The organism is Bradyrhizobium sp. YR681 (assembly GCF_000282615.1).
Taxonomy (GTDB): Bacteria; Pseudomonadota; Alphaproteobacteria; order Rhizobiales; family Xanthobacteraceae; genus Bradyrhizobium.
Map to the genome: position 1 here is coordinate 1 of NZ_AKIY01000082.1, position 12042 is coordinate 12042.

Consider the following 12042-nt stretch of genomic DNA (forward strand, 5'->3'; position numbering starts at 1 on the left):
GGCTGGAGCCGCAGCCGAAATTGTCGCCGGCGACCAGCACCTTCGCATTGCGATAGGCGGACTGGTTGAGGACGAAATCCGGGTTCTCGCTGCCGTCGTCCTTGTAGCGCTGCTCGGAGAAGAGTCCCTTGCCAAGGCCGGTGCGCTTGATGGTCTTGAGGTACTGCTTCGGAATGATCATGTCGGTGTCGACATTGATGATCTTCAGCGGCGCCGCGACGCCTTCCAGCGTGGTGAACTTGTCCATCTCAGGCTTCCCGGTTTTCAAGTCAGGGTTGGGCTGTTTAGCCCGGTTGATACGCGAATCCTAGGCCGGATTCCGCCGACCCAGGGGTGAAAAAAGCGAGGTTTGTCGTCAGCCCGGCGGAGCCATGCTGTCGGGGGCAAAGCCGGTCGGCAGGCCGTCGATGCTCTTCATGTTCTTCAGACCCCAGTATTTTCGCAGATTGTTGACGCCCTGCGCCATCCAGTAGCGCACGAGGCTGCCGCGCTCTTGCCGGTAGTCGAACAGCGGCACGCCCATACCACAGGACGTCTGCACGAGGTCGACCGAGAGGCGTACGATCTGGCGGGCGCCTGCCATGTCCTCGAATTCAGGAGCGAGGGCAGCGTACTCCGGCGTGCCGCGCATCAGCGATCGACCCTGGCCATAGAGCCGCAGGATCACCGGATTGCCTTCGAAGGCGCAAAACATGATCGTCAGCCGCTTGTCGTCGGAGGCGATCAGGTGCGCGCGGGTCTCGCTGCCGCTGCCGGTGCAATCGAGGTAGGCGACGTCGTTCGCTCCGAGCACCCGGAACGACGACAAGCCCTTGGGAGACACGTTGATGCGCCCCTTCGGCGGGGCGCTCGCGACAAAGAAGATTTTTTGCCGCTCGATGAAAGCCCGGTGGTCGGGTTCGATCTTTGCGAATTGCCTGCCCATGCCTGTCCGCCCTTTCGCAGCGACAAAGAGCTAGCATGCCCATTATACCCGTTTAAGAAGACTATTTATGCTGGTATAAAAACCACCATGAAAAGACCCGACCCGATCGCTCCGGCTCTCTCGCTCAGTGCGTTTTTGCGGGCTCTCAGAGAGCGCCAGTCTCCGGCGGAGTTCGGCCTCGCCACTGGATCGCGACGGCGCACGCCCGGCCTGCGGCGCGAGGAGGTGGCCCAGCTCTGCGGATTGAGCGTCACCTGGTACACGTGGATCGAGCAGGGGCGCGATGTGTCCGTCTCTGCTTCGACACTCGCACGCCTCGCACGCGGATTGCGCCTGTCACGCGCCGAACGCAGCTATCTGTTCGAAGTTGCGGGCAAACGCGATTCCGAGCGACCGGGCAGCAGGGACGATCCGCCCGAGAGGGTGCTGGCCTGCGTCGATGCGATCGATGGCCCCGCCTACATCCTCGATCGCACATGGAGCGCGCGCCGCTGGAATGCGAAAGCGTCCCGGTTGTTCGCAGGGTGGCTCGATGAGGACGGCGAAAAAAATCTCCTGCGCTACATCTTCGTCAGGCCTGAGGCGCGAACCCTGATTCTTGACTGGACCTCCCGTGCGCAGCGCGTGGTCGCAGAGTTCCGCGCCGCGGTGACGGCCTACGCCGACGATCCTGATATTCGCCGGCTCGTCGAGGAGCTGAGACTTGGAAGCCCCGACTTCGAGCGCTGCTGGGAGACCCAGGGCGTTTTGGCACGCGAAGGCGGCGAACGCGCGTTCAATCATCCGACCATTGGACTGCTGCACTATGAGCAGGTGTCGCTGTCGCTCGCGGGCTGGCCCGACTATCGGTTGACGATGCTTCTCTCCGCACCATCCACGTCTTGACGCGCTCGCGCCCTACTCCGCCTGAGCCTCGATCGCGGCCATGTCGTCGTCCGAGAGGCCGAAATGGTGGCCGATCTCGTGGATCAGGACGTGGCGGACGATATGGCCGAGGCTCTCGTCGTGCTCGGCCCAGTAATCCAGGATTGGCCGGCGGTAGAGCCAGACCATGTTGGGCAGCCGGGCCACGTCGCCAAAACTCTGCTGGGGCAGGCCGATGCCCTGGAACAGGCCGAGCAGATCGAACTCGCTCTCGCAGTCCATCTCGTCCAGGACCTCCTCGGTCGGGAAGTCGTCGACGCGGAGGATCACGCCCTCGCAGAGGCTGCGAAACTCCGCCGGCAGGCGCTCGAAGATGTCATGAGCCGTCGCTTCCATCTCGGCCAGCGAGGGCGCTTTCAATTCCGTCCACATGGGTTTCTCTTACCGCGGGTTCCCCGGCGATGCATCCGGGTTTATAGGACCGGGCCAGAAGGAGCGTTGACGTCGCGCGCGAAAACGGGGAGCGTACGGCGCCTCAAGGGTTGGCTCAGCTGGGTGGTGGTGCGATGCGGGCGGGAACAGCAGTTCTGGTTCTACTGTGCATGGGGTTGTTTTCGCAGTTTTGCGTTGGCGCGGAAGCCCAGACCCAGATTGGCGGCAGCGGAGTCCGCATGGCCCAGGCCGCCCCGCCCGACGCCCCGCCACCGCGCAAGCGGCCCCGCCTGCGCGTGACGCCCAATTACAGTCCCGATGGCGTCTATCCGCGCTACAATCCCGGCCCCGACGCGGTCCGCGAGTGCAACGCCACCTATGTGCAGGAATACAGGCCGAGCGGCACGGTGATCGTGCCGCATATGAACTGCTACTGGCGCCGGGGCTGACCCTACTGTCCGCGTAGCGCGCCGATCAGGCCGGCGCCGACGACAGCTGCGGACGCGCCATAAACCAGGATCGCCATCACCGATTGCGTCAGCGGGCTTGCGGTGCCGGCCTCGATTCCGGGCCCCTGCGCGGCCAGCGCCGAACTCGCGCCACATACGATGCTCGCCGTGATCGCGAGGCGCGATATCCGCAGCAGTCCTTGGAACTTGGGCATGACCATCTCCCTTAGTCGCTCGACCAGAAGATACGTTCGCCGTTGATCGCTGCTTCTTGTCAGGGGCGCGCAAGGCCGCGCGATGCTCAGGAACTTTGCCTGTGCGCTCCGCATTCATGTCCGGGGCGCGTTCATCCATACCCGATTCAGGCGTGAGGCTCTAGGGCTTCATCTCTAGTCCTTGCGTCGTAACGCCGGGTCAGCGCGTGCACCGCAAGAACGATGTCAGGAGATCCAACCAAATGCAGTCTTTGAAAGTGTTCGGCCTTGCGGCCGCCGGTGCGTTGCTCGTCCTCGCCGCGCCGGTCGAGCGCGCACAGGCGGTGTCGCTGATCAATCCGGGCGCCGCGCAATCGGTGCAGGATGACGTGGCGTCGACCACCGAAGTGCGCTGGCATCGCTATCACTGGCGCCGTCATCACTGGCGTGGGCATCGCGGGCACCACCGCCGTTGGTGATCGGTCGCGTTGAAAACAGGCCCGGTTTCCGGGCCTGTTTTAACTTGCAGACGGCGGTGTGATGCCCGCATCTTCAGGGTGGAGGTCGTCATGGTGAAATGGGTTGCATTGGCCGTCGCCGCAGGGCTGGCCGCAGGTTTGCCTTGCGCTGCCACAGCGCAGCAGGTGGCGAAGCCGGACGCCTCGGCGGGGCGCGCGGTTTTCGATGTACGGAAACACGCGCGATACCATGAGGTCGCGCAGCCGACTGCGCGCCATGATCCGCCGTATTACGCGCGGCCTGTCTTCTACAGGCCTTATCCCTACGGCGTGCCCGCACCCTTCGTGATCGGCTATGGGCCGTTCTGGTGACGCCGCGCGGTGCGTCGTTCATTCATGGGGCGTTCACGTCGCTGTCCCTAATTTAATCTTGGGAGCGACCGTCAATGAACAGCGATGACGCGGGCCGGGAACGAGCATCGCAATGCCGCTGTCCACATTCAGGGAGAATGCCATGCTGAGGATGTTGGGTCTCGGGACAAGCTCGGTGCGCCTGCTCGGGCTTGCGGCCGTTGCCACGCTGGTCTTGTCGACCGGGACTGCGCGTCGTGCCGAAGCGATGACCCCGATCAATCCGACGGCGCTGCCGGCGTCGAAGGCCGCAAGTGACGACCTCGTCACGCAGGTCCGCCACGGCGGCGGTGGCGGCGGTCATGGTGGCGGCGGACATGGCGGAGGCTTTCACGGCGGCGGTTTTCGCGGCGGTGGCTTCCATGGTGGCGGAGGACATTTCGGCGGCTTCCATGGCGGCGGCTTCCGCGCCGCGCCGGCCTTTCACGGTGGCGGCTATCGCTACGGCGGAGTTCGTCACTATGGCGGAGGCGGATTCCATCGCTACGGAATCTATCGACCGCATTACGGCTATCGCCATTTCCACCGGCGCTATTATTCCGGCGGCTACTATCCCTATTACCATCATCCGCGCCGCTGCCGGATCATCTGGACCTATTACGGCCCGCGCCGCGTCTGCCGCTGGCATCGCTGGCACTATCCGTACCGCTATTGGTAGGCATGATCGAAACGGAAAGGGCGCCTCAGCGGCGCCCTTTGTTCGTCCGGTGGCTACAGCCAATCCTTCAGCTTCCATGATGCGGACTTCCACCGCATCAGGTTCTCGATCTTCCACTGCCTGAACATCGCCGGCGGCCAGCGGCTGAGCTTCGAGGTCTCCTCGACCTCGGGCTTGGCGACGATGCGCAGCGGCGTCGCGCGCCGCCGGTGCTGGCGGGTCGCCTCGCTGATCAGATCGACATATTCAGGCTTGTTGGCCATGAGACGCGTCCTCGCGAAACCGTCGCGAGGACGCAATGTGGGCGCTGCCGATTAACGGCGGTTTGCCGCGTTCGTTCAAATTGCAGGGAGCGGCTTACCGCCACTCCCTGACGTCGACGAAGTGACCCGCGATCGCCGCGGCCGCCGCCATTGCCGGCGACACCAGATGCGTGCGGCCCTTGAAGCCCTGGCGGCCCTCGAAATTGCGGTTCGAGGTCGAGGCGCAGCGCTCTTCCGGCTTCAGCTTGTCCGGATTCATCGCAAGGCACATCGAGCAACCGGGCTCGCGCCATTCGAAGCCGGCCTTGATGAAGATCTTGTCCAGACCCTCGGCTTCGGCCTGCTCCTTCACGATGCCGGAGCCCGGCACGACCATGGCGTTGACATGCGCCGAAACGGTCTTGCCTTCGGCAATCTTCGCCGCGGCGCGCAAGTCCTCGATGCGGCCGTTGGTGCAGGAGCCGATGAAGATGCGGTCGACCTTGATGTCGGTGATCTTGGTGCCGGCGGTCAGGCCCATATATTTCAGGGCGCGGTGCTTGGAGATGCGCTTGGCCTCGTCCGCGATCTTGTCGGGATCGGGCACGCTGCCGGTCACCGAGATCACGTCTTCAGGCGAAGTGCCCCACGTCACGATTGGCGGCAGCTTGGCCGCGTCGAGGCGCAGCTCGTTGTCGAAATGCGCGCCCTCGTCGGAGCGCAAGCGCTCCCAGTAGCGCATCGCCGCATCCCAGTCCGCGCCCTTCGGCGCCTTGGGACGGCCGCGCAGGAAGTCGTAGGCCTTCTGGTCAGGCGCGACGAGACCGGCGCGCGCGCCGCCCTCGATCGACATGTTGCAGACCGTCATGCGGCCTTCCATCGACAGCGCCTGGATCGCATCGCCGGCGTATTCCAGCACGTAGCCGGTACCGCCCGCGGTGCCGATCTCGCCGATGATGGCCAGGATGATGTCCTTGCCGGTCACACCGTCAGGCAATTTGCCATCGACGGTGACGCGCATGTTCTTGGCCTTCTTCTGGATCAGCGTCTGCGTCGCCAGCACATGTTCGACCTCGGAGGTGCCGATGCCGTGCGCGAGCGCGCCGAACGCGCCATGCGTCGAGGTGTGGCTGTCACCGCAGACGATGGTGGTGCCGGGCAGCGTAAAACCCTGCTCGGGGCCGATGACGTGAACGACGCCCTGGCGCCTGTCGAACTCGTTGTAATATTCGATGCCGAATTCCTTGGCGTTGTCGGCCAGCGCCTTGATCTGCTCGATGCTCTCAGGGTCGGGATTCGGCTTGGTGCGGTCGGTGGTCGGCACGTTGTGGTCGACGACGGCGAGTGTCTTTTCCGGCGCATGAACCTTGCGGCCGGTGGCGCGCAGGCCTTCGAATGCCTGCGGCGAGGTCACCTCGTGCACCAGATGGCGGTCGATGTAGAGCAGGCAGGTGCCGTCGTCGGCTTCGTGCACCAGATGGTCGTTCCAGATCTTGTCGTACAATGTGGTGGGCTTGGACATGAGCTTCAGCTCCGAACAATGTGTGTCAGCGAATGCGCGGGTTCGCGCGGGGCAATCGTCTTCAGCGCAGCCTTTAAGCTGCGGGACTAAGCTCTGACGTTGCCGAGGTCGCGAAGCGTCCGAAGAACCGGCCAGGCAGCCGCGAGCGGTCGTCGATGACGACGCGCTGGACGGGGACGAAGCTGGTCAGATCTGGAAACATTCCAAGATATATAGCAGGCCGAATTGGAAGCGCGAGGGGTTTGACACGCACGGCTGACGCAACAAAAAAGCGCGGGGTGTTGCCCCGCGCTTTCGAAAACTTGCCTGGTAAGGCGGAGCTTACTCGTTGACGGCCTTGGCGTGCTCGGTCTTCTCGACGATACGAGCCGACTTGCCGCGGAGGTTGCGGAGGTAATAAAGCTTGGCGCGACGCACCTTGCCGCGGCGCACCACCTTGATCGAGTCGATCATCGGCGACATCACCGGGAACACGCGCTCGACGCCTTCGCCGTACGAGATCTTGCGGACGGTGAAGCTCTCGTTGAGGCCACCGCCGGAACGGCCGATGCAGACGCCTTCATAGGCCTGCACGCGGGTGCGGTCGCCTTCGACGACCTTCACGTTGACGATCACGGTGTCGCCGGGACCGAATTCCGGAATCTCCTTGCTGGCGGAGAGCTTCTCGAATTGCTCTTTTTCGAGCTGTTGGATCAGGTTCATGGGTAAATCTCCATCGGCGCGCCCAGCCTTGCGAAACGGGGGCTGCGCGAAATTCGTCTATCCAGCCATTGCGGATTTGGCCGCTGCTATAAGGCAAGCCGGAGCGTTTGTCACCCGTCTGTCTTGTTTTTTGGCGTTTTTTGGCGACGAGCCCGATTCGGGGCTTTGGGCGGGATTTGGGCCCACAAATCGGGTCGCCGGGCCGCCGTCAGCGCCTCGGATTGCGCCCGCCGCCAGGCCGCGACCTTGGCATGGTCGCCGGAGGTCAGGACAGCAGGGATCGGGGTTCCCTCGAACAGCTGCGGGCGGGTGTATTGGGGGTATTCGAGCAGGCCGTCGGAGAAGCTTTCCTCGGTTCCCGAGGCTTCCTTGCCCATCACCCCCGGCAGCAGCCGGACGCAGGCGTCGATCAGCGCCAGCGCGGCGATTTCGCCGCCGGAGAGCACGTAATCGCCGATCGAGACCTCCTCGAGGCCCCGGGCGTCGATCACGCGCTGGTCGATCCCCTCGAACCGCCCGCAGACGATCAGGGGGCCGGGGCCTTGGGCGAGCTCGATCACCCGGGCCTGGGTCAATGGCCGACCCCGGGGGCTCATGAGGAGGCGCGGCCGGTCCGGTGCGATCTCAGCGGCATCGATCGCGGCGGCCAGAACATCCGCCCGCAGCACCATGCCCGGCCCGCCGCCGGCCGGGGTGTCATCGACGCTGCGATGGCGGTCGGTGGCGGAGGCCCGGATGTCCCGCGCCTCGATCTCCCAGAGCCCGGAGGCCAGCGCCCGCCCGGCCAGGCTCACGCCGAGCGGCCCCGGAAACATCTCCGGAAACAGCGTCAGCACCGTCGCGCGCCAGGGTGAGGAAGTCGTCATCGCCGCTGGTTAGGGCATTGCGGCCAAGAGGTCGAGACCTCCGGTCTGTCAGGTCCGCCGGTCATCGGCGAGGTGCGATCCCAGCAGCAGCGCAAGCGGGCAGATGGCCAGTGCGGTGACGGCCGTGGCCACCGTCGCCAGCGACGGACCGACGGCGTCGCCGAGCAGGCCGTAGAGCACCGGCGCGGTTGCGCCCGATCCGATCGTGCCGGTGTAGAACAGCGCAAAGGCGCGCTCGGTGCGATCAGGCGAGGTGAGTTCGGGGACGGTCCCGTAGAGCACCGAGGATGTGCCGTTGAGCATCACGCCGAGCAGCGGCAGCACGATGATGGCCGGCGTGAGCGGCAGCGCCAGCACGGCGATGATCAGCGCAGCCGTGCCGCCTTCAGTCAGGAGCACGGTGCGGATCGTGCCGACGCGTGCGCCGAGCCAGCCGCAGGTGAACTTGCCGGCGGCGCCGCCGATGAACAGCATCGCCAGCGCGACGCCGCTGGTCGGCAGTGAGGCGCCCTTGTCGCGCAGCAGGAACGGCAGGAAGGTGAGAAAACCCATCCGCACCGCGCTGTCGAGAATTCCGATCGCGAGCAGCCAGGAGAAGCCGCCGCGGCCTGCGTGCGTGCCGTGTGTCGTGACCGTTGATTTTTGCGCAAAGCCCTTTCCAACGGGGGGCATCAACACGGCCAAGCAGAGCGCGACGAGCACGCCCATCAGCGCGATCAGAAGCAGCGCGTGCCGCCAGGACATGATCACCAGCAGCATCGCCGTCAGCGCGGGCAGCGTCGCCTTGCCGAGATCGCCGCTGAAATTGTAGATGCCGAGCGGCCCGCGTGCCGCCTTGCCGTAGGCGCGCGACACCGCGGCGGAGGCGAGCGGATGCTGCGTGCTCGAGCCTGCGCCGGAGATCAGCAGCGCAAGGCCGAGGCCCACGACGCCGCCGGATAGTCCGGCGAGGACATAGCCGAGCGCCGCGAGCATCGTGCCGAGCGCGAGCAGGATCTTGCCGTCGATCCGTTCGGCGAGACGCCCGACAGGGATTTGCAGCCCGGCCATGGCGCCGGAATAGAGCCCGCGCATCACCGCCAGCAGCCCGTAGCTGAGCGCGAATTCGGTCTGCCAGACCGGCAGCAACACGTAGATCAGATCGGTATAGCCGTCGTGCAGGGCGTGGTTGATGCCGGTGGCCGCGAGCGTGCGGCGCGGCTTGCTCAGGGTCTCCTCGTCAGGAGCGGTTGTTCGCGATTGCGATAGAAAACCTGAGGGAATAATTGCCAAGGCTCGAATCCGCATTCGTTGAAAGCTGAGGCTGTGCAAGTGCTTCAAGCTCACTATGGGGCCTTCAAGAAACTGTCACAAACCAGTAATAATCGGATCACGTGCTAGAAATTCTATTGTATGGGTCATGTTCGTTCCTCGCCGCAGCCTGCCACCCCTGAACGCCGTCCGCGCCTTCGAGGCGGCGGCCCGTCTTGGCAGCTTCAAGGAAGCCGCCGTCGAGCTTGGCGTGACGCATGGCGCGGTCAGCCAGCAGATTCGCCTGCTCGAAACCTGGCTCGGGCCGCCGGCGCTATTTCGGCGATCGGTGCGACGGGTGGTGCTGACGCCGGCGGGGGCTGCGCTGCTCGCGGAGGTCGCGCCCGCGCTCGATCGTGTCTCGGCGGCGGTGCAGCAGCATCGCAAGCGCCGCGGCGAGGCGCCGGCCGCGGTGCTGCGCGTCAACGCGCTCGCGACCTTCAGCCTGCGCTGGCTGTTGCCGCGCATGACGAGGTTTCGCGCCGAGCATCCCGATATCGAGGTGCGGCTGTCGACGTCGAACGATCAGGTGGATGCCTTGCCCGAGCTGTTCGACGTGGTGATCCGCGGTGGCCCCGACACCTTTCACGGCTTTGCGTCGCGTTTCCTGTTGTCGGAGCAGCGGCTGCCGGTGTGCAGTCCCGCACTGCTCGCAAAGCTGCCGCTGACGGAGGTTGCGGATCTCAGCCGGCATACGCTGCTGCACGTCACCTCGATGCCGCGGCTGTGGCGCGACTGGCTGACGGATGCAGGCGAGTCCGCGCTGGAGGGCGCGGCGTCGCTGACCTTCGATCATTTCTATCTGACGCTTCAGGCGGCGCTCGACGGCCTCGGCGTCGCGATGGGGCCGACGGCGCTGATCGCCGACGACCTCGCCGCCGGGCGCCTGGTGACGCCGTTCCCGGACATCAGGCTGCCGGCCCGCAGCTATTTTGCGTATTTTCCCGAGGGGCGCGACGACGATCCGCATCGCGCGGTGTTCTGTGACTGGCTCGAGCAGCAGGGGCGCCGGACGGACTGAGCGCGGCTAGCGCTCCTCGCCCTCGATCTCCTGCGGCAGCGCGATAACGACGCGCCCGCCGGCAAGATCGACCTCCGGCACCACCGCGTTGGTGAACGGCAGCAGCATCGTCGTGCCCTTGAGCGGCGCGATCTCGATGATGTCGCCGGCACCGAAATTATGGATCGCGAGCACGCGGCCGAGCGCAGCGCCGTCGGTGGTGACGGCGTCGAGCCCGATCAGGTCGGTGTGGTAATATTCGTCATCATCGGTCGCGGGCAGTTTGTCGCGCGCGACGTAGAGTTCGATGCCGTTGAGGCGCTCGGCCTCATCGCGGGTCGTGACGCCCTTGAACGTCGCGACCAGATGGTCTTTCGCTTCGCGCGCCTGCGCGACCTCGAACTGGCGCCTGCCGTCCTTGGAGGAAAGCGGACCGTAGTGCCTGACGGCAAAAGGATCTTCGGTGAAGGTCCATAATTTGACCGCACCGCGCACACCATGCGCGGCGCCGATCCGCGCGACGCAGACCAGCGCCGACATGATCTAGCCCTTAGCCCTTCGCGGCGGCTTCGGCCTGCGCCTTGCGCTCCTTGCGCGGCACGGCCTTCTCGGGGTTGTTGCGCGCTTCGCGCTTCTTGACGCCGGCGGCGTCGAGGAAACGCGCCACGCGGTCCGACGGCTGCGCGCCCTTGGCGAGCCAGGCCTTGACCTTGTCCATGTCGAGCTTCAGGCGGGTCTCGTTATCCTTCGGCAGCAGCGGGTTGAAATAACCGAGACGCTCGATGAAGCGGCCATCGCGGGGAAAACGCGAGTCGGCGACGACGACGTGATAGACGGGACGCTTCTTGGTGCCTGCGCGGGCGAGGCGGATAACGACGGACATTCAGTTCTCCTTCAAATTACGCTTTGTTCGGTTGATTGGTATTTTCGCGCCGCGCGGGACATTGACGGCCCTCGCGACGAATTCCTCATTTCTTCTTGCCGGGAAAACCGCCGAGCCCCGGAAGGGTCGGCTTGCCGCTGAGGCCCGTAAGCCCCGGCACATTCGGCAGGCCCGAGCGAAGACCGGGCGGCAGATCCTTCGGCAGGCTGGGCAGCCCTTGTCCGCCGCCGCCCTGCATCTTCTCCTGCATCGCCTTCATCTCTTCCGGAGACGGCATCTTCATGCCGCCGCCAAGGCCCATCGCCTGGGCGATGCCGGCGAGCGGGCCGCGCTTGCCTGAACCCATGGCCTTCATCACGTCGGCCATGTTCCGGTGCATCTTGAGCAGCTTGTTGACCTGCTCGACGCTCTGGCCACTGCCTGCAGCGATGCGCTTCTTGCGGCTGGCCTTGAGCAAATCGGGATGCCGGCGCTCGTCGCGCGTCATGGAATCGATCACCGCGACCTGGCGCTTGAGGATCTTGTCGTCGATGCCGGCGGCCGCGATCTGGTTCTTCATTTTGGCGATGCCGGGCATCATCCCCATCAACCCGCTGATGCCGCCCATGTTCGCCATCTGCAACAGCTGCTCGCGCATGTCGTTGAGGTCGAACTGACCCTTGCGCATGCGCTCGGCGGTGCGCGCGGCCTTCTCGGCGTCGATATTGGCGGCAGCGCGCTCGACCAGCGAGACCACGTCGCCCATGCCGAGGATGCGGCCGGCAATACGATCGGGGTGGAAATCCTCCAGCGCATCGGTCTTTTCACCGGTGCCGATCAGCTTGATCGGCTTGCCGGTGACGGCGCGCATCGACAGCGCGGCACCGCCGCGGCCGTCGCCGTCGACGCGGGTCAGCACGATGCCGGTGAGGCCGACGCGCTCGTCGAAGGCGCGCGCGAGGTTCACGGCGTCCTGGCCGGTGAGAGAGTCGGCGACCAGCAGCACTTCATGCGGATTCGCGGCAGCCTTGATGGCGGCGGCTTCCGCCATCATGTCTTCGTCGAGCGTGGTGCGGCCGGCGGTGTCGAGCAGCACGACGTCGTAGCCGCCGAGCTTGCCGGCTTCCATCGCGCGCTTCGCAATCTGCGGCGGCTGCTGTCCCGCCA

Annotated in this window: 18 protein-coding genes; 6 read left to right on the forward strand and 12 right to left on the reverse strand. The window is 65.3% G+C overall.

Annotated features, from left to right (window positions below; translation table 11 throughout):
- Window positions 1-247, reverse strand: a 247-nt coding sequence (locus tag PMI42_RS09570; RefSeq protein ID WP_008133052.1) for a 3-isopropylmalate dehydratase small subunit, incomplete at its 3' end; no start/stop codon positions are given.
- A 108-nt stretch (window positions 248-355) separates the two neighbouring features.
- Window positions 356-925 carry a pyridoxamine 5'-phosphate oxidase family protein gene (locus PMI42_RS09575; protein ID WP_008133054.1) on the reverse strand — a complete coding sequence of 190 codons (570 nt, stop codon included), beginning with the start codon at window positions 923-925 and terminating at the stop codon, window positions 356-358.
- Window positions 926-1012: 87 nt separating this feature from the next.
- Here PMI42_RS09575 and PMI42_RS09580 point away from each other — a divergent pair, with 87 nt between their 5' ends.
- Entirely contained in the window at window positions 1013-1810 is a 798-nt protein-coding gene (locus tag PMI42_RS09580) for a helix-turn-helix transcriptional regulator (RefSeq protein WP_008133056.1), read from the forward strand.
- A 12-nt stretch (window positions 1811-1822) separates the two neighbouring features.
- Here the strand turns inward: PMI42_RS09580 and PMI42_RS09585 are convergent, their stop codons facing one another.
- Entirely contained in the window at window positions 1823-2221 is a 399-nt protein-coding gene (locus PMI42_RS09585; protein ID WP_008133057.1) for a metallopeptidase family protein, read from the reverse strand.
- A gap of 170 nt (window positions 2222-2391) precedes the next feature.
- Here PMI42_RS09585 and PMI42_RS09590 point away from each other — a divergent pair, with 170 nt between their 5' ends.
- Window positions 2392-2670, forward strand: coding sequence for a hypothetical protein (locus PMI42_RS09590; protein WP_035965063.1), 279 nt, complete (start codon window positions 2392-2394; stop codon window positions 2668-2670).
- A gap of 2 nt (window positions 2671-2672) precedes the next feature.
- Here PMI42_RS09590 and PMI42_RS09595 read toward each other — a convergent pair whose 3' ends face one another.
- A complete protein-coding gene (locus PMI42_RS09595) occupies window positions 2673-2885 on the reverse strand; it encodes a hypothetical protein (protein WP_008133060.1) in 213 nt (70 codons plus the stop codon).
- Between the two features lie 242 nt (window positions 2886-3127).
- Between PMI42_RS09595 and PMI42_RS09600 the strand changes: the two genes are divergently transcribed.
- The 3 genes from PMI42_RS09600 (at window position 3128) to PMI42_RS09610 (ending at window position 4391) form a co-directional block, all read left to right on the forward strand.
- Entirely contained in the window at window positions 3128-3343 is a 216-nt protein-coding gene (locus tag PMI42_RS09600; RefSeq protein WP_008133062.1) for a hypothetical protein, read from the forward strand.
- Window positions 3344-3433: 90 nt separating this feature from the next.
- Window positions 3434-3694 (forward strand): hypothetical protein, encoded by a 261-nt coding sequence (locus PMI42_RS09605; RefSeq protein ID WP_008133064.1) that lies wholly within the window; start codon window positions 3434-3436, stop codon window positions 3692-3694.
- 142 nt (window positions 3695-3836) lie between these two features.
- Window positions 3837-4391, forward strand: a complete 555-nt coding sequence (locus PMI42_RS09610; protein WP_008133066.1) for a hypothetical protein — start codon at window positions 3837-3839, stop codon at window positions 4389-4391.
- Between the two features lie 53 nt (window positions 4392-4444).
- Here the strand turns inward: PMI42_RS09610 and PMI42_RS09615 are convergent, their stop codons facing one another.
- The 5 genes from PMI42_RS09615 to PMI42_RS09635 all read right to left on the reverse strand — a co-directional run bounded on the left by PMI42_RS09615 (window position 4445) and on the right by PMI42_RS09635 (window position 9010).
- Window positions 4445-4654: a hypothetical protein gene (locus PMI42_RS09615; protein ID WP_008133068.1), complete on the reverse strand. Its 210-nt coding sequence runs from the start codon at window positions 4652-4654 to the stop codon at window positions 4445-4447.
- 94 nt (window positions 4655-4748) lie between these two features.
- Window positions 4749-6155 (reverse strand): 3-isopropylmalate dehydratase large subunit, encoded by a 1407-nt coding sequence (leuC, locus tag PMI42_RS09620; RefSeq protein ID WP_008133070.1) that lies wholly within the window; start codon window positions 6153-6155, stop codon window positions 4749-4751.
- A 321-nt stretch (window positions 6156-6476) separates the two neighbouring features.
- A complete protein-coding gene (gene rplS / locus PMI42_RS09625; RefSeq protein WP_008133072.1) occupies window positions 6477-6857 on the reverse strand; it encodes a 50S ribosomal protein L19 in 381 nt (126 codons plus the stop codon).
- 110 nt (window positions 6858-6967) lie between these two features.
- Window positions 6968-7723, reverse strand: coding sequence for a tRNA (guanosine(37)-N1)-methyltransferase TrmD (gene trmD / locus PMI42_RS09630; protein ID WP_008133074.1), 756 nt, complete (start codon window positions 7721-7723; stop codon window positions 6968-6970).
- 48 nt (window positions 7724-7771) lie between these two features.
- The gene (locus tag PMI42_RS09635; protein WP_008133076.1) at window positions 7772-9010 is read right to left on the reverse strand and encodes an MFS transporter; all 1239 of its coding nucleotides are present in this window, start codon (window positions 9008-9010) and stop codon (window positions 7772-7774) included.
- Between the two features lie 112 nt (window positions 9011-9122).
- Here PMI42_RS09635 and gcvA point away from each other — a divergent pair, with 112 nt between their 5' ends.
- Window positions 9123-10034, forward strand: coding sequence for a transcriptional regulator GcvA (gcvA, locus tag PMI42_RS09640; RefSeq protein ID WP_008133078.1), 912 nt, complete (start codon window positions 9123-9125; stop codon window positions 10032-10034).
- A gap of 6 nt (window positions 10035-10040) precedes the next feature.
- On the opposite strand, the gene rimM is transcribed toward gcvA, so the two are convergent.
- From rimM to PMI42_RS09655, 3 genes are all read right to left on the reverse strand, one after another.
- The gene (rimM, locus tag PMI42_RS09645; protein ID WP_008133079.1) at window positions 10041-10553 is read right to left on the reverse strand and encodes a ribosome maturation factor RimM; all 513 of its coding nucleotides are present in this window, start codon (window positions 10551-10553) and stop codon (window positions 10041-10043) included.
- 10 nt (window positions 10554-10563) lie between these two features.
- The gene (gene rpsP, locus PMI42_RS09650; RefSeq protein ID WP_008133080.1) at window positions 10564-10896 is read right to left on the reverse strand and encodes a 30S ribosomal protein S16; all 333 of its coding nucleotides are present in this window, start codon (window positions 10894-10896) and stop codon (window positions 10564-10566) included.
- 85 nt (window positions 10897-10981) lie between these two features.
- Window positions 10982-12042: signal recognition particle protein (locus tag PMI42_RS09655; RefSeq protein ID WP_008133081.1), on the reverse strand; the 1061-nt coding region annotated here is incomplete at its 5' end.

Excerpts from the sequence above, each read along its gene's own strand:
- PMI42_RS09575 (WP_008133054.1), bottom strand. The coding sequence starts at position 925 with ATGGGCAGGCAATTCGCAAAGATCGAACCCGACCACCGGGCTTTCATC.
- PMI42_RS09580 (WP_008133056.1), top strand. The coding sequence starts at position 1,013 with ATGAAAAGACCCGACCCGATCGCTCCGGCTCTCTCGCTCAGTGCGTTT.
- PMI42_RS09585 (WP_008133057.1), bottom strand. The coding sequence starts at position 2,221 with ATGTGGACGGAATTGAAAGCGCCCTCGCTGGCCGAGATGGAAGCGACG.
- PMI42_RS09590 (WP_035965063.1), top strand. The coding sequence starts at position 2,392 with ATGGGGTTGTTTTCGCAGTTTTGCGTTGGCGCGGAAGCCCAGACCCAG.
- PMI42_RS09595 (WP_008133060.1), bottom strand. The coding sequence starts at position 2,885 with ATGCCCAAGTTCCAAGGACTGCTGCGGATATCGCGCCTCGCGATCACG.
- PMI42_RS09600 (WP_008133062.1), top strand. The coding sequence starts at position 3,128 with ATGCAGTCTTTGAAAGTGTTCGGCCTTGCGGCCGCCGGTGCGTTGCTC.
- PMI42_RS09605 (WP_008133064.1), top strand. The coding sequence starts at position 3,434 with ATGGTGAAATGGGTTGCATTGGCCGTCGCCGCAGGGCTGGCCGCAGGT.
- PMI42_RS09610 (WP_008133066.1), top strand. The coding sequence starts at position 3,837 with ATGCTGAGGATGTTGGGTCTCGGGACAAGCTCGGTGCGCCTGCTCGGG.
- PMI42_RS09615 (WP_008133068.1), bottom strand. The coding sequence starts at position 4,654 with ATGGCCAACAAGCCTGAATATGTCGATCTGATCAGCGAGGCGACCCGC.
- leuC (WP_008133070.1), bottom strand. The coding sequence starts at position 6,155 with ATGTCCAAGCCCACCACATTGTACGACAAGATCTGGAACGACCATCTG.
- rplS (WP_008133072.1), bottom strand. The coding sequence starts at position 6,857 with ATGAACCTGATCCAACAGCTCGAAAAAGAGCAATTCGAGAAGCTCTCC.
- trmD (WP_008133074.1), bottom strand. The coding sequence starts at position 7,723 with ATGACGACTTCCTCACCCTGGCGCGCGACGGTGCTGACGCTGTTTCCG.
- PMI42_RS09635 (WP_008133076.1), bottom strand. The coding sequence starts at position 9,010 with ATGCGGATTCGAGCCTTGGCAATTATTCCCTCAGGTTTTCTATCGCAA.
- gcvA (WP_008133078.1), top strand. The coding sequence starts at position 9,123 with ATGTTCGTTCCTCGCCGCAGCCTGCCACCCCTGAACGCCGTCCGCGCC.
- rimM (WP_008133079.1), bottom strand. The coding sequence starts at position 10,553 with ATGTCGGCGCTGGTCTGCGTCGCGCGGATCGGCGCCGCGCATGGTGTG.
- rpsP (WP_008133080.1), bottom strand. The coding sequence starts at position 10,896 with ATGTCCGTCGTTATCCGCCTCGCCCGCGCAGGCACCAAGAAGCGTCCC.